This window comes from Sphingobium soli (genome assembly GCF_020782245.1).
In the GTDB taxonomy this organism is placed as follows: Bacteria; Pseudomonadota; Alphaproteobacteria; order Sphingomonadales; family Sphingomonadaceae; genus Sphingobium; species Sphingobium soli.
The window spans coordinates 58,335-84,352 of the sequence record NZ_JAJGNP010000016.1 but is presented as its reverse complement, the minus strand read 5'-3'; the positions used below and the strand labels follow the sequence as shown (position 1 = coordinate 84,352).

At 63.3% G+C, this 26,018-nt stretch carries 22 protein-coding genes and 1 pseudogene; 10 read left to right on the top strand and 13 right to left on the bottom strand.

All coding sequences use genetic code 11. From position 1 onward, the window contains the following. Window positions 1–92: 92 nt before the first annotated feature. Window positions 93–2,483 carry a hypothetical protein gene (locus LL253_RS16135; protein ID WP_228227823.1) on the bottom strand — a complete coding sequence of 797 codons (2,391 nt, stop codon included), beginning with the start codon at window positions 2,481–2,483 and terminating at the stop codon, window positions 93–95. Window positions 2,484–3,174: 691 nt separating this feature from the next. Between LL253_RS16135 and LL253_RS16130 the strand changes: the two genes are divergently transcribed. Continuing rightward, window positions 3,175–4,167: a helix-turn-helix domain-containing protein gene (locus LL253_RS16130; protein WP_228227822.1), complete on the top strand. Its 993-nt coding sequence runs from the start codon at window positions 3,175–3,177 to the stop codon at window positions 4,165–4,167. A gap of 51 nt (window positions 4,168–4,218) precedes the next feature. Here the strand turns inward: LL253_RS16130 and LL253_RS16125 are convergent, their stop codons facing one another. Continuing rightward, complete coding sequence (locus LL253_RS16125; protein WP_228227821.1) at window positions 4,219–4,977, bottom strand: enoyl-CoA hydratase-related protein; 759 nt, start codon at window positions 4,975–4,977, stop codon at window positions 4,219–4,221. 101 nt (window positions 4,978–5,078) lie between these two features. Here LL253_RS16125 and LL253_RS16120 point away from each other — a divergent pair, with 101 nt between their 5' ends. From LL253_RS16120 to LL253_RS16110, 3 genes are all read left to right on the top strand, one after another. Then, entirely contained in the window at window positions 5,079–6,071 is a 993-nt protein-coding gene (locus LL253_RS16120) for a bile acid:sodium symporter family protein (RefSeq protein WP_228227831.1), read from the top strand. A 2-nt stretch (window positions 6,072–6,073) separates the two neighbouring features. Further along, on the top strand, window positions 6,074–6,589 hold the full coding sequence (locus tag LL253_RS16115) for a phosphoribosyltransferase (RefSeq protein ID WP_228227820.1): 516 nt from the start codon (window positions 6,074–6,076) through the stop codon (window positions 6,587–6,589). A 91-nt stretch (window positions 6,590–6,680) separates the two neighbouring features. After that, window positions 6,681–8,285 carry a phytoene desaturase family protein gene (locus tag LL253_RS16110; protein ID WP_228227819.1) on the top strand — a complete coding sequence of 535 codons (1,605 nt, stop codon included), beginning with the start codon at window positions 6,681–6,683 and terminating at the stop codon, window positions 8,283–8,285. A 15-nt stretch (window positions 8,286–8,300) separates the two neighbouring features. On the opposite strand, the gene LL253_RS16105 is transcribed toward LL253_RS16110, so the two are convergent. The 3 genes from LL253_RS16105 to LL253_RS16095 are packed head-to-tail and all read right to left on the bottom strand — an operon-like array spanning window position 8,301 to window position 12,518. Then, window positions 8,301–9,830 (bottom strand): DHA2 family efflux MFS transporter permease subunit, encoded by a 1,530-nt coding sequence (locus tag LL253_RS16105; RefSeq protein ID WP_009823401.1) that lies wholly within the window; start codon window positions 9,828–9,830, stop codon window positions 8,301–8,303. Between the two features lie 14 nt (window positions 9,831–9,844). Further along, entirely contained in the window at window positions 9,845–11,011 is a 1,167-nt protein-coding gene (locus LL253_RS16100; RefSeq protein WP_228227818.1) for an EmrA/EmrK family multidrug efflux transporter periplasmic adaptor subunit, read from the bottom strand. After that, on the bottom strand, window positions 11,004–12,518 hold the full coding sequence (locus tag LL253_RS16095) for an efflux transporter outer membrane subunit (protein ID WP_228227817.1): 1,515 nt from the start codon (window positions 12,516–12,518) through the stop codon (window positions 11,004–11,006). Before LL253_RS16095 ends, LL253_RS16100 begins: the two co-directional genes overlap by 8 nt. A gap of 89 nt (window positions 12,519–12,607) precedes the next feature. Between LL253_RS16095 and LL253_RS16090 the strand changes: the two genes are divergently transcribed. Further along, window positions 12,608–13,264, top strand: a complete 657-nt coding sequence (locus LL253_RS16090; protein ID WP_228227830.1) for a TetR/AcrR family transcriptional regulator — start codon at window positions 12,608–12,610, stop codon at window positions 13,262–13,264. On the opposite strand, the gene LL253_RS16085 is transcribed toward LL253_RS16090, so the two are convergent. The 4 genes from LL253_RS16085 to LL253_RS16070 form a co-directional block, all read right to left on the bottom strand. Beyond that, on the bottom strand, window positions 13,234–13,725 hold the full coding sequence (locus tag LL253_RS16085; RefSeq protein ID WP_228227816.1) for a winged helix-turn-helix domain-containing protein: 492 nt from the start codon (window positions 13,723–13,725) through the stop codon (window positions 13,234–13,236). The genes LL253_RS16090 and LL253_RS16085 overlap by 31 nt on opposite strands. Before the next feature lie 153 nt (window positions 13,726–13,878). Further along, window positions 13,879–14,781 carry a transposase gene (locus tag LL253_RS16080; protein WP_228227815.1) on the bottom strand — a complete coding sequence of 301 codons (903 nt, stop codon included), beginning with the start codon at window positions 14,779–14,781 and terminating at the stop codon, window positions 13,879–13,881. Beyond that, entirely contained in the window at window positions 14,769–15,581 is an 813-nt protein-coding gene (locus LL253_RS16075) for a hypothetical protein (RefSeq protein ID WP_228227814.1), read from the bottom strand. Before LL253_RS16075 ends, LL253_RS16080 begins: the two co-directional genes overlap by 13 nt. Beyond that, the gene (locus LL253_RS16070) at window positions 15,578–15,718 is read right to left on the bottom strand and encodes a hypothetical protein (protein ID WP_228227813.1); all 141 of its coding nucleotides are present in this window, start codon (window positions 15,716–15,718) and stop codon (window positions 15,578–15,580) included. Before LL253_RS16070 ends, LL253_RS16075 begins: the two co-directional genes overlap by 4 nt. Before the next feature lie 148 nt (window positions 15,719–15,866). Here LL253_RS16070 and LL253_RS16065 point away from each other — a divergent pair. Further along, a pseudogene (locus LL253_RS16065) lies at window positions 15,867–16,438 on the top strand (response regulator transcription factor). A gap of 2 nt (window positions 16,439–16,440) precedes the next feature. Here LL253_RS16065 and LL253_RS16060 read toward each other — a convergent pair. The 4 genes from LL253_RS16060 to argH are packed head-to-tail and all read right to left on the bottom strand — an operon-like array spanning window position 16,441 to window position 20,108. Next, the gene (locus LL253_RS16060) at window positions 16,441–17,202 is read right to left on the bottom strand and encodes a precorrin-2 dehydrogenase/sirohydrochlorin ferrochelatase family protein (RefSeq protein ID WP_228227812.1); all 762 of its coding nucleotides are present in this window, start codon (window positions 17,200–17,202) and stop codon (window positions 16,441–16,443) included. Further along, entirely contained in the window at window positions 17,202–18,467 is a 1,266-nt protein-coding gene (gene lysA / locus LL253_RS16055; protein WP_228227811.1) for a diaminopimelate decarboxylase, read from the bottom strand. The genes LL253_RS16060 and lysA overlap by 1 nt, the downstream gene beginning before the upstream one ends. A gap of 16 nt (window positions 18,468–18,483) precedes the next feature. Next, window positions 18,484–18,744 (bottom strand): hypothetical protein, encoded by a 261-nt coding sequence (locus LL253_RS16050; protein WP_228227810.1) that lies wholly within the window; start codon window positions 18,742–18,744, stop codon window positions 18,484–18,486. Next, the gene (gene argH, locus LL253_RS16045) at window positions 18,741–20,108 is read right to left on the bottom strand and encodes an argininosuccinate lyase (RefSeq protein ID WP_228227829.1); all 1,368 of its coding nucleotides are present in this window, start codon (window positions 20,106–20,108) and stop codon (window positions 18,741–18,743) included. Before argH ends, LL253_RS16050 begins: the two co-directional genes overlap by 4 nt. 43 nt (window positions 20,109–20,151) lie before the next feature. Between argH and LL253_RS16040 the strand changes: the two genes are divergently transcribed. The 4 genes from LL253_RS16040 (at window position 20,152) to LL253_RS16025 (ending at window position 26,008) form a co-directional block, all read left to right on the top strand. Continuing rightward, window positions 20,152–20,745, top strand: coding sequence for a TlpA family protein disulfide reductase (locus tag LL253_RS16040; protein WP_228227828.1), 594 nt, complete (start codon window positions 20,152–20,154; stop codon window positions 20,743–20,745). A gap of 255 nt (window positions 20,746–21,000) precedes the next feature. After that, window positions 21,001–23,568 carry a TonB-dependent receptor plug domain-containing protein gene (locus LL253_RS16035; RefSeq protein ID WP_009823415.1) on the top strand — a complete coding sequence of 856 codons (2,568 nt, stop codon included), beginning with the start codon at window positions 21,001–21,003 and terminating at the stop codon, window positions 23,566–23,568. Between the two features lie 89 nt (window positions 23,569–23,657). Beyond that, window positions 23,658–24,761 carry an aminotransferase class I/II-fold pyridoxal phosphate-dependent enzyme gene (locus tag LL253_RS16030; protein ID WP_228227809.1) on the top strand — a complete coding sequence of 368 codons (1,104 nt, stop codon included), beginning with the start codon at window positions 23,658–23,660 and terminating at the stop codon, window positions 24,759–24,761. After that, window positions 24,758–26,008 carry an aminotransferase class V-fold PLP-dependent enzyme gene (locus LL253_RS16025; RefSeq protein ID WP_228227808.1) on the top strand — a complete coding sequence of 417 codons (1,251 nt, stop codon included), beginning with the start codon at window positions 24,758–24,760 and terminating at the stop codon, window positions 26,006–26,008. Before LL253_RS16030 ends, LL253_RS16025 begins: the two co-directional genes overlap by 4 nt. The last annotated feature ends 10 nt before the right edge of the window (window positions 26,009–26,018 follow it).

Below are 26,018 nucleotides of genomic sequence, written 5' to 3'. Positions count from 1 at the left end.
CAGGTAAAACATCATTATTTCAAAAAATCTTTCTGCGGTGGGAACCTTCCCAAGGCGTCGACGGCATCTTCACCGGTTGTGATGCGCGGCGATCAGCCGGCGGGCAGCATGACGACATCGCCCGGAGCATCACGCAAGCGCAGATAGAGCTTTCCGGCCGTTGGCAGGGGCGCCTTCAGGACGGCCCCGGTATAGCCATGCGCGACGGTCGCGGCGTCATCCAGCGTCGCGGTGGCGCCGACCGCCTCGATCAGAAACAGATCACGCCCGCTGATCGTGCAGCCCTCCGCCGCCGTGGCGCATGTGACGGCATCGACGCGGGGAAGGCGTGCCAGCGTCACAAGCGGTTGCCAGTCGCTTGCTTCTCCATTGTGGAGAAGGCGCATCTGAAGCGGTCCGAACAACGCCGGCCCGAAAGCTGAAGGATCGAGCCGAGCCACTAGGACATGCGGCCCTTCCATCTGCAATGCCTTGCCAGCCGTCAGGCGCACCATATCGCCGCCATCGGTTGTGGCGACTTCAATCACGTCGGCGGGCGATAGGCGCACGTCCCCGTCAACCGCGACCGAAAAGCTCATGTATCCATCGTCCGGCAGCAACGTGTCAGGGGGCAGGATCAATGCCTTCCCTTCATCGCCGGGCGGGCGGGCCACGATCGTCTTGCCCAGAAGGCGGATCTGGGGGCGCGGCGCGTCGACCTTCACGCTCAGGTCGACCTGGCGGCCGTCGCGCAACGACACCTCAGCGGTCATGGCGCGGCCTGGTTCCAGCGCCTGTCCCTCAATCGCCTTCAACATCAACCGGTCGGACTTGCCTTCGCGCGTCAATCCGTCGGGGCGCAGCAAAAGGTCACCAAGCGCAACGCTATCGACCTGGTCCAGCCGCTGACCGGCAAGCGTGGCGGTCCGATCACCGGCATGGATGGTCAAGCCGTCAAGGCGGCTGGGTTCGGCATAGCTGCGAAGGGCGAGAATCGAGGGCTCTGCAACGCCCAGATATTTGACCGCCAGTTCGAGAGGCCCTGCCCTGCGTTCGGTCAAAGGCAATGTGACCGTGATCGAGTCATTGTCCGTCACCTTCCAGCCGAGCGATTGAGCCTGCCCCCCGGGCGCGCGCAGGGTAACGCTCTCGACGCAAGCCGGCGCACCGCCGTTCAGGCGCACCGCATTGTCCCGCCCCACCACCAGCGAAGGCTTATCACCCTCGATCGACCATCCCTTTTCGTCGGGCAACTGAACGGTGAAGTCCGGCCCATCGAAGCGGTTGAAGCCCCATTTCCCGTGGAGATGTGCACGAACCGACCCCTGCAACGTCCGAAACTGTCCGCTATTGGCTGCAAGCACATAGCCACCACGATCGGCGCGTGGCGTCACGGGAACGTCGATCGTACCGCCCGATGCCGTCCTGAACGCCAGTTTCATGTCGCGGGCATAGGCCGTGGAATAGATCAACGGCGCCCCTTCCACCGGGAGTACGGCGTCTGGCCGCACCGCGCAGACCGGTCCTTGCGCGCCGCTGCGCAGTCGGGGCGGACTATCCGCCTCGATGGCCGGCATTGCGACGACCATAACCGATTTGGGCTTTTGAAAAGATGGCGCCGCGTTCAGCAGCAGGTGCATCGCGTCCCCTTGCCGCACGCTCAGGGTCGGAAGATAATCAAATTCAGGATTGCTGAACGCACCGAAAATGCGCGCGATATCGCGCGCGACGCCGATATAGGGGCTGTAATAGCCATAGCCCGCTTCCCGCGTGGCGCTCAGTTGCAGCGCCAGGTCAGTCGGCGCGCCGGTTAGCGTTTCGGCCATGGAACTGCTGTGGACATCGGTCAGCACCAGCGATTCGCGATTATCGAGCAAACAGGCCGCCTGCATCTCGATCACCTTCGACAGGCAATCCTCGTTCAATTTCATCGACAGGCTCCGCGCCAGGACGGGCGCCAGCGTGCGAAGATATTCCGGATGCGTGTTTTCCTGCGCCTGTATCGCCGCCATGAAACTGTCCAGCCGTGACCGATCGAGCGACGCCTGATTGAGGTCCTGAGTCGCACGCACGAATTCACCTGGCTTGCCGCGCACGGCGTCGCTCAGCGTCCCTTCCGCCCCGCCGGTATCGGGCACCAGGAAAAGGACCATCTGTCGCGCGCCCTTGGGAACGGTCAGTTCCAGTTCGCGGTCCTTTGCCTTTTTCTTCCAGGTTTCGGCAAACTGGACCCAGTCCTTGGGCGGTGGATTGGTCGCACCACGCAAAAAGGCCGCAACGAGAATGAAGCGCGCGCCCTGATCCTGGGGCAGGTCCGCCCGGATCGCCAGCCTGTCTCCTTCGGACAGACTGGGCACTTGCCCGATCGGCAAAGTCTGGTCGCCGCGCGTCACCATGATGCGCAGAGCCGGCCCGGACAATTCGAACGGCGCGGGGTCGGCCGCCGCTAGTGGCGTTGACGCGGCCATGGCCAACAAAGCCGCGACCCAGCCAGCGATCATCATCCTGTTGAAGGGCAAGCCTGTCTTCCTGTCATTTCGCTCGGACCAAAGTCGCCGGCCCATTTCCCATATCGGCGCGAACAAGCCAAGACAGGGCATAACGCAAAGGTCGTGGACCAGTTCATCACGAATAGAACTTTAAGGCAGCTATTTTGCCCTTCCCTGAACGACGGCCGCGGCATCGGAGATATATGCGAACATTGCGGGGCTTTGATCCTGGCATCGCGTCCGGCGCTTGTCCCTGGCGCGATGGCCCAGGACAAGCGCCGCTCCTGATAACGGGCGATGGGGGTCGCAGCCATCGCCTGGCCGTCGTCAGAAGACAGTGAAGCCGTCTCCGCTACAATGCGAAAAGACGGGGGGCGGGACGCGACGAAGGAATGGTTGCCTTGATCTTGTGGGAATGCCCGGCCGCCATCCCTGGCCACGCGTTTTTCCCGGCGCCGATCATAGCCTATATCCTCCAGCGCCCCTCGCCGGCCAATCTCAGTGGCCCGGCCATCATCCGGCTGAAGACATATTGTCAACGCCAGGCCCAGCCGTTGAAACGATGTGCAGCAAAATTGAGACAAATTGCCTCGATCACGCTAAACCCCCACAAAGAATGGTTAATCGCCAGGGAAGAATGGGGTTGTCGCCGATGGACAAACCGGAAACTTTGTCTGTACCTTCGTTCGGGATTTCCACTGATGCGATGACAGGACCCGAGGCGCTGGCGGCTTTCCGCCAATCAGTGCAGGATGTGTTCACGCTGACTTGCCTGGGCGATGAGCGGCAATATCGCCTCAACCTTTCTGCGTGGCATCTTGGCACCATCATGGTCGGACGGTTCCAGTCCTCCGCATTGGCCTTTGATCGAGACGCTGCTCTGGTCGCAACCAGCGGCCTCGATCACCTTCTGGTCCAACTCTATGTGGAGGGTGGTTTCGCTGGCGTTGCAGCCGACCATTCGGTCGTTGTGACCGCCGGTGACGTCGTCATCTTCGATCTGGCTCAAGGACTGAAAACACGGGCGACGGATTTCACGAACATCTCGGTGCTGATACCCCGCTCTTTCCTCGCGCACCATTGTGACGACGCGTCCCGGCTGCACGGACATGTGCTGCCTGCAAACGGGGCGATCGCGGCGATGCTCGGCAGCTATATGCGTGCGCTTGTCGACCGGTTGCCCACGCTGACCCCGGGGGATGCCCAGGTCGCGGCCCGATCGACCGTCGCGCTGGTAACAACGATGCTAGCCGATCAGGGCGGCGGTGGGTTTGCGCCTACGGCCCCCGCGCCCCTATCCCCGTTCCGCAAAGTGGCGCAGGAGATAGACCGGCGGCTTAGAGAGCCATCGCTTGACGCCGCGTCGCTCGCACAAAGCCTGGGCATGTCACGCGCAACCCTGTATCGAACCTTCCAGCCGGTCGGCGGGATCGCGGACTATGTCCGCCGTCGTCGTCTGGCGGTGGCGGCGATCATCCTGTCGAGCCCCGCCAATCAACGGCGCAAGATTGGTGAGATCGCCCGCGATTGCGGCTTTGCGAGCGAATCCGCGTTCAGTCGCGCCTTCAGAAGCGCCTTCGGCATCGCCCCCGGGCAAGCGCGTCAGCGCGGCGCGGATTTCTGGTCGCAACCGCACCTGCTGGCCCAGGACAACCGCAGTCTCGACTTCGCACGCTGGATGCGGATGCTCCATCCCTAATCCAGCAACGACAGCAGACCCGACAATCGGCAGTCCCCGCGCGCAAGTGGTTCAATCCCGGCGGAACACCGGCGGGCGCTTTTCGAAGAAGGCGGTGAAGGCTTCCACAGCTTCGGGCGAAGCCATAGCCTGCCGGAACAATGCGGCCTCCTGCTGCATCCTGCTGGCCAACAGCGCAGGATCGCCCTTCATCAGCCTGCGCGTCGCTGTGAGAGCCTGGGGCGGTTTGGCTACCAGCGCTGCGGCCTTGGTTCGGGCATGGTCGATCAGCGCCTCGCTGGGTATGATAGCCGTGATCAGACCCGCGCGGTCGGCAGCCTCGGCATCGAGCGGTTCGCCCAGCAGCAGCATTGCCGCTGCCTTGGCATGCCCTAGGATTGCGGGCGTGAGCAGGCTGGAGCCCGCTTCGGGGACCAGGCCCAGATTGACGAAAGGCAAAATGAAACGCGCGTCAGGCGCGGCGTAGATCAGGTCGCAATGCAAGAGCATGGTGGTGCCGACGCCGACCGCCAAACCCTGCACCGCCGCCACCAACGGCTTGTCGAAAGCGGCGATCGCCTGAATGAAATCAAAGGCTGCCGCCCCTCCTTCCGGACCGGCCCTGAAATCCGCCAGGTCATTTCCCGCGCAAAAGGCATCCCCCCGTCCCGCAATCAGCACCGCGCCAATCGCTTCGCGTGCCGATGCATCCGTCAGCGCGGCTATCATGGCGCGATACATGGCGCCTGTCAGAGCGTTTTTCTTGTCCGGGCGATCGAGATGGATCTCCACCACGCCCTCATTTTCCATGATCGCTACATTCTCGCTCACGCCCGGCCTCTCCCTTGTTGCGCTGCAAAGGGAAATTGTTGGCGCAGTCTGACGGGCGCGTCTATCCCCTGCGTTTCGATCAAATGGTGCCAGATGTGATGATGAACCGATTGCGCCAAGCGCTCGACCCGTTTCTGCTGATGCTGATTGCGACCGTCGCCCTAGCGTCCGTGCTGCCGGCGCGCGGCCAGGGCGCGCGCATTGCCGAGGGCATGGCGGATGCGGGCATCGTGCTGCTTTTTTTCCTCCACGGCGCGAAATTGTCGCGCGCCGCCATCTGGCAGGGCGCCCGCGCCTGGAAACTCCATGGCGCGACATTGGCGATGACCTTCCTCCTCTTTCCCATATTGGGATGGCTAATCAGCCGATTCGGCCCATTGCCGGAAAGCTTGGGCACCGGATTGCTGTTCCTGACCTTGCTGCCATCGACGGTTCAGTCCTCCATCGCCTTCACCGCGATCGCCCGCGGCAATGTCGCCGCCTCCGTGGTCAGCGCCTCCTTCTCCAATCTGTTGGGCATAGTGGTGACACCGCTGCTGGTCGCGCTGTTGATACAGCGGGGCGGAGGCGGAAGCCTCATTTCCCTCTCCGCCGTGGAGGGGATCGTGCTGCAATTGCTGCTGCCCTTCGTCCTTGGCCATATGCTGCGCCCCTGGATCGGCGGCTTCATCGATCGGCACCGGGCGAAGATCGGCCGCGTGGATAGGGGATCGATCCTGCTGGTGGTCTATGCCGCTTTTTCCGCCGCTGTCGTGGAAGGATTGTGGCGGGCCGTGTCGCAGGATGAGATGCTGACGCTGGTCGCCGTTTCGGCCGGTCTGCTGATCATCATATTGCTGACCAGCTGGGGTCTGGGGCGGCTGATGGGGTTGTCCCGCGAGGATGCGATCGTGCTGCAATTTTGCGGGTCCAAGAAGAGCCTGGCCTCGGGCGTGCCCATCGCCGGCGTGTTGTTTCCGGCGGCGATGGCGGGGCCGATCCTGTTGCCGGTCATGGTCTTTCACCAGATACAGCTGATGGCCTGCGCCTGGCTCGCGCGACGCTATGGTGCGCAGGCTGCCATCGAGGGAGACGCTGCGATGGTGAAAGGATGACAATGCAGAAACCGATCCTGACCGACATAGAGATGGCGCGCTTTCTGGCGCAGATCGATCTCTTGGCCGACGCCGTGATCGCGTCTGGCTGGCGACCCGACTGGATCGTGGGCATCGGCCGCGGCGGGCTGGCGCCGGCAACCTGGCTTAGTCATGCTTTGGGACGACCGATGCTATCGGTCGATCTTTCCGCGCAGGTCCCGGCCTTTGCCGAAACGCTGCTGGGCGAATTGCGATTGCGGGTGAAGGCCGGCGAACGGCTGCTGGTGGTGGACGACATCAATGACAGCGGGCGCACGATCCAGCGCCTGCGCAGCGCGCTCGGCGAAGCCGACGCGGCGCTGCTGCGCGTGGCGGTGTTGATCGATAACAGCCGATCGGCGGCGCAGGTGGACTATCGCGCGGAAACGATCGACCGGGCAGTAACCAAGGACTGGTTCGTATTTCCCTGGGAAAAGGCAGCAAGTCGGGCCAGCATCCTTGCAGATTGGGGCGAGCAGCCGGATCGTACCGCCTGATCACGCCGACGGCGAACGCGACAGCTTCATCGACTTTGCACATGCAGTTGTTATACGATTGTAAAGTGAGCAGCGTGATGGAGTGAGGGGCATGGGCAAGCGCTATGATGCCGTGATCATCGGGGGCGGACATAATGGCTTGGTCTGCGCCTTTTATCTGGCACGCGCAGGCTACAGGGTCCGGATCCTCGAACGCCGCGCGATAGTCGGCGGCGCGGCCGTCACCGAAGAATTTCATCCCGGCTTCCGCAATTCGACGGCGAGTTACACGGTAAGCCTTCTCCACCCCAGGATCATTCGCGACATGCGGCTGATCGACCAGGGCTACAAAGTCATCGAGCGGCCGGTGAGCAATTTCCTGCCTTTGCCGGACGACCAATATCTCATTCTGGGCGGCGGCATCGCGCGGACGCAAGCCGAATTCGCCAAATTCAGTCCGCGCGACGCCGACGCCTTGCCTGCTTATTATGCGTCGCTGGAAACGGTGGCGAATGTCATCCGCGACCTGGTGCTGACATGCCCGCCCAATGTCGGCGACGGCATGACAATGATGCTCGATGCGTTAAGGCAGGGTCGACATGTCGCAGCGCTCACCATCGAACAGCAGCGCGATGTGCTGGACCTGTTCACCAAATCAGCGCGCGGCTTCCTGGATAGCTGGTTTGAGTCCGACCCGGTCAAGGCCGCCTTCGGCTTTGACGCGGTGGTCGGCAACTATGCGTCGCCCGACACCCCCGGCAGCGCCTATGTCCTGCTGCACCATGTTTTCGGTGAAGTGAACGGGAAGAAAGGCGCCTGGGGGCATGTCGTCGGCGGCATGGGATCCATCACTCAGGCGATGGCGCGGGTTGTCCAGGCGATGGGGGTCGAGGTCAGTCTGGAAGCGCCCGTCGCGCGCGTGCTGGTCGATGGCGACAAGGCTGTAGGCGTGCGTCTGGAGGGCGGCGAGGAGGTCATGGCCAAAAGGGTCATCGCCAATGTCGGGCCAAGGCTGCTCTATGAGCGGATGATGGAACCCGACGACCTTCCAGCGGACTTCGTCAAGCGTATCAAAGGTTTCCGAACCGGGTCGGGCACGTTTCGCATGAATGTTGCCCTGTCCGCCCTGCCCGATTTCCGCTGCCTGCCGGGGGAAGGGGCGCGTCATCAGTCCGGCATCATCATCGCCCCCAGCCTGGATTATATGGATCGCGCCTTCATGGACGCAAAGCGTGACGGCTGGTCGCGCGCGCCCATTGTCGAAATGCTGATCCCCTCCACCGTCGATGACAGCCTGGCGCCGGCCGGATGCCATGTCGCCAGCCTGTTCTGTCAGCAATTCGCGCCGCATCTGCCCGACGGACGGAGTTGGGACGATGCCCGGGAAGAGGCGGCCGACACCATCATCGCGACGGTCGATGCCCAGGCGCCGGGCTTTGCCCGCAGCGTTATCGCTCGTCAGATCCACTCGCCGCTCGACCTTGAGCGCACATTCGGGCTGATCGACGGCGACATCATGCATGGCGCCTTGACGCTGGATCAGATGTGGGCGGCGCGGCCGGTGCTAGGCCATGGCGCCTACCGCGGGCCACTGCGCGGCCTGTATATGTGCGGCGCCGGAGCGCATCCCGGCGGCGGCGTCACCGGCGCGCCGGGCCACAATGCAGCGCGCGCGGTGTTGCGGGACGGCGCGATCCTTGGACGGTGGCGCGGCTGACGCCCCGCTCCATTATCAATGCGCGGCGGACGTGTCGACCTTGCCGACAGGCTTGGGCGCCATCCACACAATCGCGGCGGCGACGAAGAGGATGATCGCGGAGATGAAGAAGACATGGTCGATGGCGATCACCGTCGCCTCCTGCTCGACGATATTGGCTATCACCTGCCGGATCTGGTCGGGCGACAGGCCCAATGACGAGAGGAGCGACTGAGTCTGGTCAGGCTGAAGCACGCGCGTCATTTCGGCGCGAGACACGCGCTGGGAATCACCCCATTCGGTCAGCACCAGAGATGTCGCGATCGCTGTCGCCATCGTACGTACGAAATTCTGGAGGCCGGCGGCCGACGCGGTTTCGCTGGGCAGCACCGATCCCAGACTGAGCGTCGTTAGCGGAATGAAGAAGAAGGGCAAGGCGAAGCCCTGAATGAACTGCGGCAGGGCCATGCCATAAAAATCGATGCCGCTGGTCCAATGGGCACGCCACAACGACATGATCCCGATCCAGGCGACGGCGCAGGAAATCAGCAGGCGCGGGTCCGTCTTGGCCATCATCCGCGCGGCGATCGGCGCGGTGAACAACGCCGCCATGGCGGTGAGCGCGGTCACGATACCCGCCCAGGTCGCGGTATAGCCCATCGACATCTGAAGCCATTGCGGAATGACGACGATGCTGGCGAAATAGGACCCGAAGCACAGCGACAGGGTGAAAAGCGCAGAGCTGAAGCCAACATGGCGGAACACACGCAGGTCCACGACCGGATGCTCCTCAGTCAGCTCCCAGATGACGAAGACGCAGAAGCCGAGCGCAGCCATGATCGCCAGCGCGATGATCGTGGGATCCGCGAACCAGTCATGATCGCGGCCGATGTCCAGCATGATCTGAAGACAGCCGATCCAGAAGACGAGCAATGCCAGTCCGACCTTGTCAATGCGCACCCGGGCCGTTTCGGTCTCGACAGGCCGCAGCAAAGCCTGAGCGGCAAAGACACACAGCACGGCGATCGGCAGGTTGATGAAGAAAATCCAGTGCCAGCTCCAATTGTCGCTGATATATCCCCCGACGATCGGTCCCAGCGCCGGCCCCATCAATGTCGTCATCGCCCACATGCCCATCGCGCGATTGCGCGTTTCGGGCGGAAAGATGCGCATCAGCAGCGTCTGCGACATCGGCATGATCGGACCGCCGCAAATACCCTGGCCGATCCGGCAGGCGACGAGCATGCCAAGCGTCGTCGACAGGCCACACAGAACGGAAAAAAGACCGAAGCCGGCCATCGCAAGGGTGAAGACCCGCACCACCCCGAAACGTTGCGCGAGCCAGCCGGTCAACGGTACGCAGATCGCCTCCGCCACGGCGTAGGAGGTGATAATCCACGTTCCCTGATCGGGAGAAATGCCAAGATTGCCGGCAATGTGCGGAACCGACACGTTGGCGATGGTCAGATCGAGCACGACCATCAAATTGCTCAATGCCAGAACCAGTCCCGCCAGCGTCCGGGTGCGCGGCGAAAGCCGCGAGAAGATATCGTCTTCGCTCGCCATGCCGCGCGCTCCCTTCAGTCGGCCAGGTCGATCTCGACTTCCATCGAGAGGCCGACGCGCAGCGGGTGCGCAGCCAGTTCCTTGGGATCAAGCGCGATCCTCAACGGCAGGCGCTGCACCACCTTGATCCAGTTGCCGGTCGCGTTCTGCGCAGGGATCAGCGCCATGGAAGAGCCGGTGCCACCGGAAAAACCCACAATCTTGCCATGATAGACGACGTCACCACCATAAAGGTCGGACGTCACCTTGGCGGGCATGCCAATGCGGACGCCGCGCAACTGCTTTTCCTTGAAATTGGCATCGACATAGACCTGCGAAATCGGGACGATGGACATGATCGGGCTGCCCTGCGCAACGCGCTGGCCGACCTGCACCTGCCGCTTGGTGACGACACCATCGATCGGCGCGCGAATGGTCGTGCGTTCCAGATCGAGCTTAGCCGATTCGAGCCGCGCCTTCGCGGCCAGGACCGCCGGGTCGGTGTCTTCGGTCGACCCGCGCACCAGCGCCTGGTTGGCTTCCAATTGGCCAGTCGCCGCACCGCGCGTCGCCTCAGCCGTCTTGACGCCCGCTTGCGCCAGCCTGAGCGCCGCCCGCGCACTGGCATAAGCGGTCTGCGCGGCGGTCACTTCGTCACCCGACACGGCGCCATCGGCAACCAGCGCTTCGCGGCGCTGCAAGTCGACGCGCGCCTTTTCAAGATCGGCCTGCGCGGTGGTAAGCTGGGCACGCGCCTGAACGATATCGGCGCTGCGGGCCTGAACCTGCGCGGCAAGCGAATCGCTGGTCGCATCGGTCTGGCGGAAACGACGGCGCGCTTCAGCCAAGTCGGCTTCTGCCTGCGCGACGGCGATCTGGGCGTTGGTCGGATCAAGCTTGACGAGAATATCGCCCTTCTTGACCGACTGCGTGTCGCTGACCAGCACGTCGATCGCCTGCGCGCCGATCAGCGGCGTCACCTGCGCCATTTCCGCATTCACATAGGCATTGTCGGTGCTAACATGATTGCGGCCGAACAAAAGATACCAGGCGCCCCACAGCAGGGCGACCACCAGCACCAACAAACCCAGCCGGATCAGCCATTTGCGCCGGGTGCTGTTGCGCCGGGCCTGCTGCGCGTCCTGTTCGGAGGCCTGCGGCTCGCTCGTCCGCGCGATATTTTCAGGTTCGGCGTCAGCCATGGATGTCGTCCTTGGGCAAAGCAGCGCTGGCGGTAAATCCGCCGCCCAGCGCTCGGATGAGAGCGATGTCGAGCGAGAAGGCGCTCGCATCCAGATCAGAGACGGTGCGTTGGGCAGCGAGCAGCTGATCCTCGACATTCAACACATCGAGATAGGGCGAAAGCCCCCCCTTGTAGCGTTTCTGCGCTACGTCATAGGCGTCGCGCGAGGCGGCAAGCGCCGCACGGGCGTCCGCCAGACGCTGTTCGAGCGCACGACGGCTGGTGACGGCGTCCGCAACCTCCTGATAGGCGGTTAACACCGTCTTATCATAGGTCGCCACCGCCTGATCATAGACGGCGCGGGCGCTCCGATACTGCCCGCGCAGCGCGCCGCCATGGAACAGCGGCAGACTGATCGCGGGTCCGGCATTGCCGAAGATCGAATCCTTTTTGAACAAGGTGTCCAGGAAAGGCGACGCGCCGCCTTGTGCGCCGTTGCCGGTAAAGACGGTGTTATAGCCAAGCGACTGCACGCCGATCAGCGCACCCAGCCGCACGGCGGGGAAGAAATCGGCGCGCGCGACCTTGATTCGCTTGGCCGCAGCTTCCGTGCGGGCCAGCGCAGCGGCGATATCGGGCCTGCGCGCGACTAGATTGGTCGTAACATCGGCCGGCAGACCGAGCGGCGAGAGTTGACCTTTGGCGGGCCGCGTGATCAACAGACCGCGATCCGGCCCGGCACCGATCAAGGCCGCAATCTGATGCTGGCGCAGGGCGATCGCCACCTTGGCGCCGGCAAGCTGCGCCTTGGCGGCGGACACGGTCGCGTCGGCCTGGCGCACGCTGCCACGCGTTTCCAGGCCATTCGCGCGCCGTTCCGCAGCGAGTTTCTGGCTGGCCATCCGGATGTCGAGCGTGCGCTGCTGCACCTCTGCCTCATCATAGAGCCGCGCGAGATCGGCATAGGCGTTGGCGATCCCGGTGGTGAGCGCGAGCTGCGCCTGTCGCGCGTCAATTTCAGCGGCCCGCGCTTCGGACGTCGCGGCCGCCAGCGCCGCCTTGTTCTTGCCCCACAGGTCAAGGTCCAGCCCCAAGTCCAACGCCACGCGACCTGTGCCCAACCATCCCTGCGGCACGAATTCCTTTGGCAGGCCCATATTATAGCTCTGCTTCGTGGTATTGGCGCTGGCTTCCAGATCGGCCGACGGCAGCGTCGCGGCCCCCGCCTGTTGCGCGACCGCCTGTGCCTGACGGAATCGAGCGGCTGCGATCGCCATGTCCGGCGCGTTCTTCAGGCCTTCTTTGATCAGTGCAGTCAGTTGCGGATCGCCATAGGCCACCCACCAGTCATCGGCCGGCCAGACGGCTTCAGGCGCGGTCAGGCTTTGTCGGGCATCGACGCTCTGGGCCGAGCGAATTGCGGGTTCCGGCCCGAGGTCGGGAATCGCCGCGCAGCCCGACAGCAGCAGTGCCGCGGCAGAACCCATAATGAGGCGAGTGGATAACATCATGCGACTCATCGCCATTACAAACCGTACCAGATAGTATGAAAATTGCCCTTGCGCTCCTTGCAGTGGCTTGTCAACAAGGTTATCGTACTATATGGTACGCTTTTATGACGGTGCTGAACGAGCCTTCATCCTGTAGCCGACGGGAGGCACGGAAACGCGACCGACAGGAGATGATCCTGGAGGTCGCGCAACGCTATTTCCTCGATCATGGCTATGCCGGCACCACCATGTCGGGGATCGCTGCCGCGCTCGGCGGATCGAAAGGCACGCTCTGGAGTCATTTCCCGTCAAAAGACGCTCTGTTTGCTGCCGTGCTTGATCGTGTGGCCCGGGCCTACCGCGCGCGCCTCTCCCAAATTCTCGACCCCGACGCCGGGCTGGAGGAAGTCCTGTTGGGCGCCTGCATCAGCCTTGTGGGGAAGGTGACGTCTCCTGAAGCCATTGCGTTGCAACGCCTTGTCATTTCCGAAGGCGGGCGGTTTCCCGAACTCAGTCGCATCTTCTTTGAACTGGCGCCGCGTAATACCCGGGCGCTGCTGGCCGAATTTCTGGAAGGAGCCATGCGACGCGGCGCGCTGCGGGCGGCGGATCCACTCGAGGCCGCCCGCGCGCTCACGGCGCTGTGCATGGCCGGACTTCATCATCAGCTTTTGATGGGCCAGATCAGTCACGTCGAACCGGAGAATATCGAACGGGATGCCGCATTCGCGGTGGATCTGTTCCTGCGCGGTTACGCGCCCGCGCCGGGATCGAGCATGTAGTCGCGCCCCTTGACCGTGCGCAGCATCGACCATTGATGGCCCCGGTCCAGCTTGGCGCGCAGGCGCGACATATGTACCTCCACGCTGTTGGTTCCCGGGTCAAAGTCCAGTCGCCAGATCGACCGAAGCAGGTCTTCACGACTATGCGGCTGCCCCGCATGACGCGCAAGGTGCAGCAACAAGGCATATTCGCGGGCAAGCAGCGGTATGGCGCGCCCGCTCCTCTCCACCCGGCGCTCCAACAGGTCAATCACCAGGTCTCCCCGAACCAGCCTTGGGTTCTGCCCCTGGGCCAAACGAATGATCCGTGCGGCAGCTTCCGCTTCGTGCATCCACGGGCCGACCACGTCCTGCGCGCCACTGTCCAAGGCATGAGCGCGGGCAAGCGGATCATCCGTTCGCTGCCAAAGGATCATCGCGTCACCCGCGCGGACATGGGGTTCGCCCGGCGCGTGCCGCATCGCCAAATCCATGCCCCGCGCACTTAATGCGCGGGCGACCGGTCCGAAATCGGTTCCCACACCATGACATTCCACGCGCCCGCCCACATTCGCCCTGTCGTCTAGTGTCCGGCCCCATCCGACAGCCCCGGCGGAACAAAAACAAACCGTTTCCTATCCATTTCGGAGTGTGCCAAGACATGCATAGGCCTGCGCGCGCACCAGCGGACTATCGCTGGCAGCGCCGGCTTCCAGGTGCTCCCGGCGGGCGTCCCCTTGCAAAGCGTCGCCCAAGGCGCTCCACGCGGTCAGGCGCATCGCGTCGTGCGGATGACGGCGGGCAAACGCCGCCGCCAGATCCATGGCGTTTTCGTCGCCGCATCCGATCGCCAGTTCGAGCAGCAATTGCGCACTGGCCACGGTCATGGATTGCGCGATCACGCCGCGCGCCGTGTCAAAACGATATTGGCGCCGCCATCCCTGACCTGGCGGGCTGGCCAGAATGTTGAGCGATATCGACATGCGCTCTGGCGGAAGCTGGGTATGGATATCGCGGTGGGCGCGATAGAGCTGCATTCGCCCTTCATGAAGCCAGCTACGCCCGACGCTGCGCAGCCTGACGGCTTCACCTTCAAAACCCACGACCTCGGCCCGGTCATAGTCGTGATAGTCCGATCCATAGCCCGGCCCCAGATAGCCGACGGTGAGAAAATCGAAGCCGTGGTCATGCGGCACATGATAGAGAAAGGGCGCTGTGCCGCTAGCGCGCACGACATGATCGGACATTGCCGGCCAGAACGCCGCCCGCAGCACATATTTGCCCATTGGCTGCCGCAATAGCATGACCTGCGCGGAATAGGGGTTATGGCGACGCTGGGTCGCGCATCTGGTCTTGAGTTCGGCGATAGCGGCGTCAGCCAGAAAATGGCGGTTACGCGCCAGGGCTGCGAGCATCGGCGCCGCGGCTGCCAGTCCATCCTCGCAGGATGGGTCGAAGGCCGGGCTTTCGCACCAGTCGACCAATGCGTCGAGATCGAGGATCGGGCCGTCGTCCTGCGTTTCGATCACGCGCGGCATGCAACCTGTTCCAGCCTTGCCAGCGTCTGCCGTGCCAGCGCCTGCACATTTACATCGGGGTCGACCTGCGCCATGCGCGTCAGAGGATCAAGCGCCTGCGCCGTGTCGAGTGCGAGATATTCCCGCATCGGCGCCCCTCGCTGCCCCGGCAGCGGCGCGTCGAGCGCGGCGGCGAACAGTGGCGCAGCATCGTGCCGATGCTGTATCCGCAGGAGCGAAAGCAGCATCAGCGTTCGCGCATGGCCTTCGTCCACCTGCGCCAATGTGCTCGTCCTTCCGGTGCCCAGATCGACACCGCGCGACAGAACGGGGCCAAGCGGCGCGACCTGCGCGCGCAACATCATGAGCAGCCCGCCGCCGTGCGCAAGGCGCAACGCCTGATGCCGTTCGTCCACATCCACCATGGTGCCGGGCTGACAATCGATCGACCGGGCACGTACAGCGCGGTCTCCCTCAAGCCTAAATATCTCGCCGTGCAGCGGCCGATTGAGCGGACGGCACAGCGCATGGCGACCGGAAAAATGCAGCCGGTCAGCAGGCGGTCCGGCAAGATCGAGGATGGTGGCGGTAAGCCAGATGCGTTCCGTCCGCACGAACACCAGATGACGCACCCCTCCATTCCGGCTGGCGCGGACGGGCGGGAGGTACAGGGGGTCAAGGCGCATCTGTCCGGTCTGCTCCGTCAGCCACGCGCTAAACCACGCAATATCACGCAGAAATGGCCGGATCAGCGCCACCGCTTCGCCAAGCGGCGCAGTGGCCGCCGCCTGCGCCGCTGCAGTGAGCGGCGCCGGCGTCATGGCTGGTCGATAATCGCGATCACGACATCCATCAGGCTGATGTCCAGTGCGCCGCCATCTGACAATTCAAACGGGCTGATCAGGTCAGACAGATCGGGAATATCCTCGATCGCCAGCGGGGGGACGATATTGGTCATGGTAGCCTCCTCTTCAGATAAGCCAAGAAGGGGCTAGGGCCAGCGGCCAGGGCAAACCAATTAAATGAAATTAATAATGGACCGATCCATTAAGCATTTTTTTGTCCGTTTCCCGTTAAACTCGGGGCCAACGCCAGGAGCCCAAGGCATGTCCTATATATATCGCGGCGCGAAGGTTTCGCTTGACGAAGAACAGCCCCAGCCTGTCAGCCCGCGTCGCCTGCGCCTCTTACTGGTCGATGAAAATCCCACGGCGCGCGCGGTCATCGGACGCCGCCTGTCGCATCGTCATTATGACGTCACGGTCGTCGAGGACGGGTTTGCGGCGCAGAAGACGCTGATCATTCAACCGTCGGACATCATCCTTATCGACATGGATTTGCAGTTACTGCCAGCGATCGGGACGATGGAAAAAATCCGCGCGGCGCATCCGACACCCCCAAGATGATCGCGGCGCTGGATGCGGGGGCTGACGATCACATCGTCAAACCCTTTGATTTCGAAATGCTCGACGCACGGCTGCGGCGCGTTCATGCGCGGGCCGAGCGCGTCAACTTGCTGTCGCGGCAATATGCCGAGCTGGACGCCCGCATCGCCCGGCGGGCAATGGAATTGGGTGAAACGCGCGAGACGTTGCGGCAATTGGAGCTGGATCGTGCGCGTCTGATGGCGTCAGTGGACCATTTGCAGGCGGAAGTCGCACGCCTTAGCGCGCGCTGAAATCAGTTCCGCAAGACAAGCAAGAGCGATAGACCCGGTTCCAGTGCCTCTGGCGGGCACGTGACAAGGATATGAACGGCATCGGCCCGCGCGCGATGGAGGATCGTGTCTGGAACATCGGCATGGTGATAGATACGGTCCGCCTCACCCAACAGCCGCGCGGCGCGTAACGTCAGATCCTCTGGATCGTTCGAAGACAGGTGAACCACTTCCAGCCGAGACGTTTGCGCCACATCCGGTCCACAAAGCCAGCCGGCCAGCCCGGCTGCGGCCCGCTCGTTCAATGGGTCGATTGCCCCGCCCGGGGACAGCCCCGCGTCGATCGCGCGCCGCCGTTCGCCTGCATCCGGCCAGCGCGCGCGGATGGCGGGGCGCGCATTGAACAGGGCCTGCGCCAGCGCCCCTATCCTTGCGGGCAGCAATGCCTCCAGCCGTTGGCGCAAGGCCTTGGCCAGACCCGCCGATGCGCCGCCCGTGCCGATGGCGATCAGCACCGGATCACGATCGACAATCGCGGGTAGCGTGAAATCGCACAGGTCCGGATTGTCGGTCGCGTTAACCAGAATGCCGCGTACGCGCAGCCGCTCGGCCGTCGCTTCATCACCATCCGAAACAATGGCGATGCGCGCGCCCTGATCGTTTTCATCCACGATCCGCGCGCCGGCGCGCTCGAGCAGCCGCCGCTTCGCCTCCGCCGCCTCGCCATCCCCTGTCAGGATGACCGGGCGCCCCGCCAGCCGAAGGAAGACCGGCAGGCTGTGCATCAGTCCGCCAACCAGTCGGGAATGATATCACCGTCGATCAGCGCGCGGAGCGGCGGCCGTTCGCGCACCACTGCCCATTGAGCGCCCGACACCAGGACTTCGGGCGTCAGTGGTCGGCTGTTATAGGTGCCCGCCATGGTCGCGCCATAGGCCCCGGCGGTCATGAAGGCGACCAATTCCCCCGCCTGCACCACATCCATGTCGCGATGCATGGCAAAGGTGTCGCCCGTTTCGCACACCGGTCCGACGACATTGGCGGTCGCGCGGTCGCCCGATGGCTTCACCGCCCGAATGTCATGCCAGGCATCATAAAGGCTGGGCCGCATCAGGTCGTTCATCGCCGCGTCAACGATGACGAAAGGCGCCTGCGCGCCCTGCTTCACCCGAATGACGCGCGACAGCAGCACGCCCGCATTGCCCACGATCACGCGGCCAGGCTCGAACATCAGCCGGACGGGCCAGCTCTGCGTCACCCGGCACACCATCGCGCCATAGTCGGCCGGACTGGGCGGCAGCGGCTGCGCGGGATCATAGGGAACGCCAAGGCCACCGCCCAGGTCCGCCGTGCGGATGTCATGGCCGGCCGCGCGCAGCGCGTCAATCAGCGCGCCGACCTTCACGAACGCCGCCTCCAACGGGGCGAGGTCGGTCAGCTGGCTGCCGATATGAACCGCGACGCCCTGAACATCGAGGCCAGGCAGATCACGGGCGGCAGCGTAGCTGCCCAATGCGCGGTCATAGGGGATGCCAAACTTGTTTTCCGACTTGCCGGTCGAAATCTTGGCGTGGGTGCCTGCGTCCACATCCGGATTGATGCGAAAGGCGACCGGAGCGCGCTTGCCCATCGCGGCCGCGACCTGCGAGAGCATCTCGGCTTCCGGTTCGCTTTCCAGGTTGAACTGGTAAATGCCATGGTCCAGCGCGATCCGCATTTCCTCGGCCGTCTTGCCGACGCCCGAAAAGACGATGCGGCTGGCCGGTATGCCCGCTGCCACTGCGCGCAGCAATTCGCCGGCCGACACGACGTCAGCGCCCAGCCCCAGCCTAGCGAGCGTCGCCAGCACTGCGGCATTGGGGTTCGCCTTGACGGCGAACGCGATCAGCGGATCACTGAGCTGCGCCAGGCCTTCGCGGAACACCCCGACATGCCGTTCCAGCGTCGCGGTCGAATAGACATAGACCGGGGTGCCGACCGCCTGCGCAATGGCCTCCATCGGCACCTGCTCCACTTGCATGGCGCCGTCGACATAAGAGAAATGATCCAAGCTCTTGTCCTATGGTCTAGTTGGGCCGCGCTTCGGGCGGCAGGTCGAATTCATCGTCAGTGCGCTCGCGCGACTGGGTCAGCAGTTCGACATTGCGCTCCGGACGCGCCTGAATCGACGGCGTCAGCAATAGCGTGCTGGTAGGTGCGGTCGCCGCACCGACGGGCACCGCAGGCAGCTTCTGCCCCTCGACGGGTTTCAGAGGCTGGCGGCCGCCGCAGCCGGCAAGCGTCAGGGCAGCGAGGCCAAGCCCAGCGAGGATGCGCAGTGTCTTCATCCCAGTTCCTCCTTCGCCTGCGCGATGCGGGCGCGCACTTGGTCGGGTGCTGTGCCGCCATGGCTTTTGCGGCTGGCGACCGACGCATCGACCGTCAGCACTGCATAGACGCGATCGTCAAGGCGATCGTCGATCGCCTTCAACCTGTCTAGCGGCAACTGGTCGAGCGGGACGCCCGCCTCTTCTGCCGCCGCCACGGCGCGGCCGGTGATGTGATGCGCCTCGCGGAAGGGGATGCCGCCTTCCCGCACCAGCCAGTCGGCGAGGTCCGTCGCGGTGGCAAAACCGCTTTCGGCGAGGCCGCGCATCCGGTCAGTGCGGAAGGTCACGGTTTCCACCATGCCGGTCATCGCAGCAATCGACAGAGCCAGCAGGTCATGCGCCTCGAACACGGGGGGCTTATCGTCCTGCATATCCTTGGAATAAGCGAGCGGCAGACCCTTCATCGTCATGCAAAGCGCAGTCATGCAGCCCATGATGCGTCCCGCATGGCCGCGCACCAGCTCGGCCGCATCAGGATTGCGCTTTTGCGGCATGATCGAACTGCCGGTCGAATAGGCGTCGGGCAGCTTGACGAAGCCAAAGGGCTGGCTCGCCCAGATGATGAACTCTTCGGCCAGGCGAGAAAGGTGGAGCGACGCCTGAGTTGCGGCCATCAGATAATCGAGCGCGAAATCACGGTCGGACACGCTGTCCAGGCTGTTGTCGGTCGGCTTGACGAAGCCGAGAGCCGCTGCTGTCATGTGCCGATCCGTCGGGAACCCGGTGCCGGCGAGCGCTGCCGCGCCCAACGGGCATTCATTGAGGCGGGCGCGCGCATCGGCAAAGCGACTACGATCGCGGCGCACCATTTCATAATAGGCCATGAGATGGTGGCCCAGCGTCACCGGCTGCGCCGATTGCAAATGGGTAAAGCCCGGCATCACGGCGTCGGCATGATCCTGCGCCCGCGCCACCAACGCGCGCTGGAGGCCAATAAGGCCAGCCTCCACCTCATCAATGGCGTCGCGCACCCAGAGGCGAAAGTCGGTCGCTACCTGGTCATTGCGGCTGCGCGCCGTGTGCAACCGGCCGGCCACCGGGCCAATCAGCTCCGCCAGGCGCGACTCCGTCACCATATGGATGTCTTCCAGGTCGAGGTTCACCGGAACCCCGCTCGCTTCATATTCAGCGGCGATGGTGTCCAGCCCGGCGCTGATCGCGTCTGCATCGGCCTGGCTGACGATCCCCTGACGCGCCAGCATCGCCACATGCGCCTTGGACCCTGCGATATCCTGTTTCCACAAGCGCTTGTCGAACGGGATGGACGCATTTATCTCGCGCATGATCGAAGCGGGGCCGGCAGCGAAGCGGCCGCCCCACATGCTGTTGGAGCCTGAACCCATGCTGTCGTCGTCCCGCGCGCTAATGATATTGCTCCTGCCTGCGTTGCTGGCGGCATGCGATAGGCAATCGCCGCCCAAGGAGCAAGCCAATGCCGCCATCAGCGGCGAAGTCACGCCGACGCCCGGCGAAGCCACCGCAGAACCGAAGGGCGAGGCGGCGTTCAATTACAAGATCGACCGCAGCAAGGCAGGCACCGCCGCGCCCGACTTCGTGTTTCAGGCGCCCGATGGCAGTGACATGACGTTGCAGGATTTTGCGGGCAAGCCGATGCTGGTCAATCTTTGGGCAACCTGGTGCGCGCCCTGCATAGCGGAAATGCCGACGCTCGACCGTGTTGCAGCTGCTCACGGCCCCAAGGGGCTGGCCGTACTGACCATTTCGCAGGATGTGCAAGGCGCGAAGGCCGCCGGCGCATTTTTCGCCAAACATGATCTGCCGCATCTCAAAGCCTATACCGATCCGGATAATCGCTTCGGCTTTTCCTACGCAACCGGTGTGTTGCCCACGACCGTCCTCTACGACGCGCAGGGCAAGGAAATGCTGCGCGTGATCGGCGCAATGGACTGGGAAGGCGCGGAAGCCAGGTCGCTGATCGACGCGGCGCTGGCATCCTGATTTCAAGGACATAAGTTAGTATAACGGTTCTGCGATAAAAACCCTCCATGTCAGTGAATGCAAAGTTGCCCTGAAGAGTAATTTTCCGGGGCCATGATCAGCCTGCCTACGCAAAGCCAGTAGGTTCGCACTGGCACTTGTGTCTTTTCAGACACAGACTCTTCTCTTGTTGGAAATGCTGCGCTGCAATAGCGGCTCGGCTGACACCGTTCGTTCATCCCTTTGTCATCGACATTGCAAAAACAGGGGGCATGAATGACAAGACTGTCCGCGTTCAAACTTTCTCTTATCCTGGCGTCGTCCTGGTCGGCCGGTGCGCTGGCGCAGGAAGCGCCGCAGGAACCGCAGGCCGACGACGGCGCAGCCATCATCGTCACTGGTACACGCGCTGTCGGCATGCAGGCCGCAGACAGCGCCGCGCCGGTCACCGTGCTGGGCGAACAGGCGCTATCGAGCGTCGGTCAGCCCAACCTCAATCAGGCCCTCACCCAGTTGGTGCCGAGCTTCACCGCCCAGACGCAGGGCGTGGACATGTCCAACTTCTCGCTGTCGGCCCGTCTGCGCGGTCTAAGCCCGAATCATACGCTCGTGATGGTGAACGGCAAGCGTCGCCACGGTTCCGCCATCCTCCAGGTGATCCCTGGTCCGTTCCAAGGATCGGCCGCGCCCAGCATCGACCTCATTCCGCCAGACGCCGTGTCGCGCATCGAAATCCTACAGGATGGCGCATCGGCAGTGTACGGTACCGACGCGATCGCCGGCGCGATCAACATGATCCTGAAGGACCAGACGGACGGCGGCACCTTCAAGGTGACGGGCGGCCAATATTATAATAGCGAAGGCGAACTATTTTCCGCATCGGGCAATGTTGGCTTCAAGCTGGGCGAAGACGGCTTTTTCAACGTTACCGCCTTCCACCGCCGCCAGGATTACACGACCACCGGCACGGGCCAGGTCATCATGGCCGACATTGACGGCAATCCCTATGTGAACGCCGCCGGCACCTATCCCGGGCAGTTCCCATCGACCAGCAACTATTATGATCCTGCCTGGGCCAATCTTGATCTCAACGGCATCAATGGCGGACAGGCGAAGTCGCAGCTCAACATCCTCTTTTACAATATGGGCTATGATTTCGGCGGGGTCGAACTCTACAGCTTCGGTGATGTGTCGCGGCGCGTGGGCTATGCGCTGCAGGGCTATCGTCCACCCAACCGCATTTGCGCGGATGCAACCGACCTTACCACCTGTTATGGCGACACCGGCACGTTCGGCATGGTCCCACAGCAAAAGGTGGAACAGAAGGAATATAGCTTCACCGTCGGCGCCAAGGGTGAGTTCGGGTCCGACTGGAATTACGACCTCAGCGTCACCTATGGCTATGACCAGAATAAGATCTGGACCATTGAATCGGCGCATCGTTCGCTCTGGATTGCCAATTATAACGCCTCGCTCACGGACCCGACGATCACGCCCAATACGGTGAGCGACGCCTATGACGGCGGCTTCAAGCTCAGCCAGCTGACCACCACGCTCGACATCCGCAAGGAGTTTGATGTGGGCATGGCCAATCCGCTGACCCTTGCCTTTGGCGGCGAATATCGGCGCGACACCTATGAAATCCTGCAGGGCGACTATTATTCCACCTTGGCGGAAGGCGTTCAGTCCTTCCCCGGCTACAAGGATATCGATGCAGGCAAACATCGTCGCAGCTCGCGGGCAGCCTATATCAACCTGATCGCCGAACCGATCGACAAATGGACCATCGACATTGCCGGCCGCTACGAGGACTATACCGACTTTGGCGATACGACGATCGGCAAGATCACGACGCGCTACGACTTTTCCGACGCCTTCGCGATCCGCGGCACCGCGTCCACAGGCTTCCGCGCACCGACTTTGGCCGAATCCTTCTATTCGACGGTGAATGTGGGGCCGACCAGCGCCGTGCTGCAATTGCCGGCCGGTTCGCCAGCAGCAACCTTGCTGGGCTTCAATGCGCTGCGTCCTGAGAAGTCCACCAACTTCTCGGCCGGTATCGTCATTCGCCCAACGCCCAAGCTCGCGATCACGATCGATGGCTATTATATCAAGATCAAGGACCGCATCTCCGCAACAGCGACGTTGCCCGCCATCCAGGGCGGTAATCCCGTCGCTGGGGCGGAAAGCATCCTTGCCGCGATTGCTTCTACCGGCCTTGTGCTCGACACCGGGCTTCAAACGCTGGGCGTGGCGAGCTTCACCAACCTCATCGACACCGAAACCTACGGTATCGACTTCGCCGCCCGCTATCCGGTGATGCTCGATTTCGGTAAGCTCGACCTGTCGCTGACGGCGAACTACAACAAGACCAAGATTACCGATAACAGCAACCCCGCCCTCTTCAGTTCCGTATCGGAAAGCTATATCGAGGACGCGTCGCCCGAATATAAGGTTGTGGGCAGTATCAACTTTGCGAGCGGCCCCTTCTCGGCCAATCTGCGCCAGACCTTCTATGGCAAGACCAGCATCCTCGTCCGTTCGGCCCTGTCCGCAGCGGCGATGAACGGCCAGCCGATCGAGCGGGACGGCATCGTCAAGGCGACCGGGATCACCGATCTGGAACTGGGCTATGACTTCACCGATTTTGTGAAGTTCTCGGTCGGCGCGAACAACCTGTTCGACAAGCGGCCGGAAAAGCCAAAATTGCTGAGCGGTGTCACCGTGCTGCCGGGTCAGTCGCCCTATGAAAATGGCACGACATCCTGGAACAGCTATTATGGCCACGGTGCCTATGGCTCGGCCGGGGGTTATTATTACGCGCGTCTCGACTTCAAGTTCTGACGTCGTCACGAAGGAGGGCCGGTCCAGCGATGGATCGGCCCTTTTGCTTTTTGGCAATTGGTAGGTGGCCCATGTCCCTGTCCCGACGAATGATGATGCGCGGTGCGGTGGCCGCGGCGGGCGCCGTTTCCGCCTTGCCCGCTGTTGCCCAGCGCGGCCGCGCGGTCGCACTGCCCGACGATCCCGCCGGCATGGTCGCGAGCCTGACCGATGCCGTCTATATCAACAGCAACGAACATCCGGTGGGCCCCGGCCCGTCCGCCCTTCGGGCGCTGGCCGCCCTGCCGCCCCTTTCAGGCCGCTATGGCATGGCCTTTGCCGGCAAGCTCGAAAGCCTGTTCGCCCGTCAAAACGGCCTCTCCGCCGATCAGATTCAGGTCCACCCCGGCTCCTTCATGCCGCTGCGGTCGGTCGCGCTGACATATAGCTCGCGCGAACGACCGATCGCCTATTTCGAACCGACATTCGACCAAGGGTTTCTGGGCCTTGGCGATAAAAGCGTCACACGCTCGGTCGCGGTGCCGCTGGCTGGCGACTTCGTGGCCGATCCGCAAAAGCTGCTCGCGGCCGCTCCGAATGCCGGCGTCTATTATCTTTGCAATCCCAACAATCCGACCGGCCTTCCCGTCGCACGCACGGACATCGAATGGCTGCTCGCCCATAAACCCAAGGGCAGCATTTTGCTGGTGGACGAAGCCTATATCCAGTTCAGCGACGCGCAAAGCTGCCTGGATCTGGTGGCATCGAGCGCGGACGTGCTGGTCGCGCGCACCTTTTCCAAAATTTACGGATTGGCGGGCCTACGCTGCGGCCTAATCGCCGGGCGCAAGGATTTGCTGGACGGGATGGCGCGCTATGGCGTGAATATCACCCCCATGCCCGCCGTCGTCGCGGCCGAAGCGAGTTTGCTCGATGCCGATCTGGTGCCGATGCGCAAAGCTGAGAATAAGGCGGTGCGCGACGATCTGACCACCTGGTGCGCGACGCAGGGCCTGCGCACATTGCCGAGCGAAGCGAGCTTCCTGATGATCCATGTCGGCCGTCCGGGGGCTGATGTGACAGCCGCACTGGCGCGCGATCGCATCTTCATCGGCGGGCCGCGCGAGCATATGGATGACTGGGTGCGCGTGTCCATTGGCACGGCGGCAGAGATGCAGGCTTTCAAGACCGCCCTGCTCAAAGTCCTGGCATGACGCTGTCGCGCCGGCAGGCGATCGGCGCCGCGATCGCCATGCAGGTGGCGGCCAAGGCGACAGGCGCGACCAATCCCCCTGCCCTGCCGGACAAGGCCGGTTTCGCAGTCACCCCGATCGCTTATCTGGACAGTGCGTCGATCCACCCGATCAGCCTGGGCGCAAGGCGGGCGATGGATGCCTATGTCGCTGGCCGCACGCTTGATCCTGCCGCGCCGCCGCCGGTGGATCGCGCCGCCACGCTCGCCAAGTTCGCGCGGTTGGTCAATGCCGATCCCGATGAAGTGACTTGGGTGCAATCGACCACCGCAGGCGAGCAAGCGGTGCTTCGCGCGCTGGGTTTTCCCGGCAGTGGCGGACGGATCGTCACCGACACGCTGCATTTCTACGCGGCCTTTCCGATGTATCAGGAACTGGCCAAACAGGGCGTGGATGTCGCCTGGGTTCAGGCCCGTGACGGGCGAATCCTGCCGGAGGACATGGCGCGCGCAATCACGCCGGGCACCAAGCTGGTCAGCCTGTCGCTCGTGTCCACCTATAACGGGTTCCAGCATGATCTGAAGACTGTATGCGCGCTCGCCCATGCGGCCGGCGCACTGGTCTATGCCGACATCATCCATGCCGCCGGCGCGGTGCCGGTCGATCTGCACGACAGCGGCGTCGATTTCGCCGCCTGCGCCACCTATAAATGGCTGATGGGAGATTTTGGCCTTGGCTTTCTCTACGCCAGGCGCGGCATCGTCGATGACCTTCGCCTTGCGGACTTTGGCTATTATGGCTTTGCCGCTCCCGGCGCCACGCCGGGCATCGGCCTGTCACCGCCGCAAACCCATGTCTATCCCATGGACCCGCCCGGAAATGCGCCGACCGGCTATATCCACCGAACGGGCGCCCTCGGCCATTTCGGGACCGGCACCTATGCGCAGGCTGTCATACCCGCGATCGACCACGGGCTTGATTATATTACGGCCATCGGCGTTCCGGCGATCCAGACTCACGCGCAAGAGTTGATCGGGCTGCTGCGGGAGGGGCTGACCGCCAAGGGCTATCGCCTCATCACTCCGGCCGACGCACGCACGCCCCTGTTGACGGCCCTTCTGCCCAACGCCAAGGAACGGCTGACCGGACCTTTGGCGCGCGCGCAGGTGCGCGTGTCGCTGCACGATCATCATTTGCGGATAGCGCCATCCGTTTTTACCGATATGCAGGACGTGGAGCGTCTGCTTGGTGCCCTGCCCCGCGCCTGACCCGTCAAGG

Bases quoted from the DNA above. Each gene is read 5' to 3' on its own strand.
- LL253_RS16095 (WP_228227817.1), bottom strand. From the start codon at position 12,518: ATGGCGATGAGTCGCATGATGTTATCCACTCGCCTCATTATGGGTTCT.
- LL253_RS16100 (WP_228227818.1), bottom strand. From the start codon at position 11,011: ATGGCTGACGCCGAACCTGAAAATATCGCGCGGACGAGCGAGCCGCAG.
- LL253_RS16070 (WP_228227813.1), bottom strand. From the start codon at position 15,718: ATGACCAATATCGTCCCCCCGCTGGCGATCGAGGATATTCCCGATCTG.
- LL253_RS16060 (WP_228227812.1), bottom strand. From the start codon at position 17,202: ATGCACAGCCTGCCGGTCTTCCTTCGGCTGGCGGGGCGCCCGGTCATC.
- LL253_RS16075 (WP_228227814.1), bottom strand. From the start codon at position 15,581: ATGACGCCGGCGCCGCTCACTGCAGCGGCGCAGGCGGCGGCCACTGCG.
- LL253_RS16110 (WP_228227819.1), top strand. From the start codon at position 6,681: ATGGGCAAGCGCTATGATGCCGTGATCATCGGGGGCGGACATAATGGC.
- LL253_RS16120 (WP_228227831.1), top strand. From the start codon at position 5,079: ATGAACCGATTGCGCCAAGCGCTCGACCCGTTTCTGCTGATGCTGATT.
- LL253_RS16085 (WP_228227816.1), bottom strand. From the start codon at position 13,725: ATGCGGCACGCGCCGGGCGAACCCCATGTCCGCGCGGGTGACGCGATG.
- LL253_RS16050 (WP_228227810.1), bottom strand. From the start codon at position 18,744: ATGAAGACACTGCGCATCCTCGCTGGGCTTGGCCTCGCTGCCCTGACG.
- LL253_RS16030 (WP_228227809.1), top strand. From the start codon at position 23,658: ATGATGATGCGCGGTGCGGTGGCCGCGGCGGGCGCCGTTTCCGCCTTG.
- LL253_RS16025 (WP_228227808.1), top strand. From the start codon at position 24,758: ATGACGCTGTCGCGCCGGCAGGCGATCGGCGCCGCGATCGCCATGCAG.
- LL253_RS16105 (WP_009823401.1), bottom strand. From the start codon at position 9,830: ATGGCGAGCGAAGACGATATCTTCTCGCGGCTTTCGCCGCGCACCCGG.
- LL253_RS16135 (WP_228227823.1), bottom strand. From the start codon at position 2,483: ATGATGATCGCTGGCTGGGTCGCGGCTTTGTTGGCCATGGCCGCGTCA.
- LL253_RS16115 (WP_228227820.1), top strand. From the start codon at position 6,074: ATGCAGAAACCGATCCTGACCGACATAGAGATGGCGCGCTTTCTGGCG.
- LL253_RS16080 (WP_228227815.1), bottom strand. From the start codon at position 14,781: ATGCCGCGCGTGATCGAAACGCAGGACGACGGCCCGATCCTCGATCTC.
- LL253_RS16130 (WP_228227822.1), top strand. From the start codon at position 3,175: ATGACAGGACCCGAGGCGCTGGCGGCTTTCCGCCAATCAGTGCAGGAT.
- LL253_RS16090 (WP_228227830.1), top strand. From the start codon at position 12,608: ATGACGGTGCTGAACGAGCCTTCATCCTGTAGCCGACGGGAGGCACGG.
- LL253_RS16035 (WP_009823415.1), top strand. From the start codon at position 21,001: ATGACAAGACTGTCCGCGTTCAAACTTTCTCTTATCCTGGCGTCGTCC.
- LL253_RS16040 (WP_228227828.1), top strand. From the start codon at position 20,152: ATGATATTGCTCCTGCCTGCGTTGCTGGCGGCATGCGATAGGCAATCG.
- argH (WP_228227829.1), bottom strand. From the start codon at position 20,108: ATGTGGGGCGGCCGCTTCGCTGCCGGCCCCGCTTCGATCATGCGCGAG.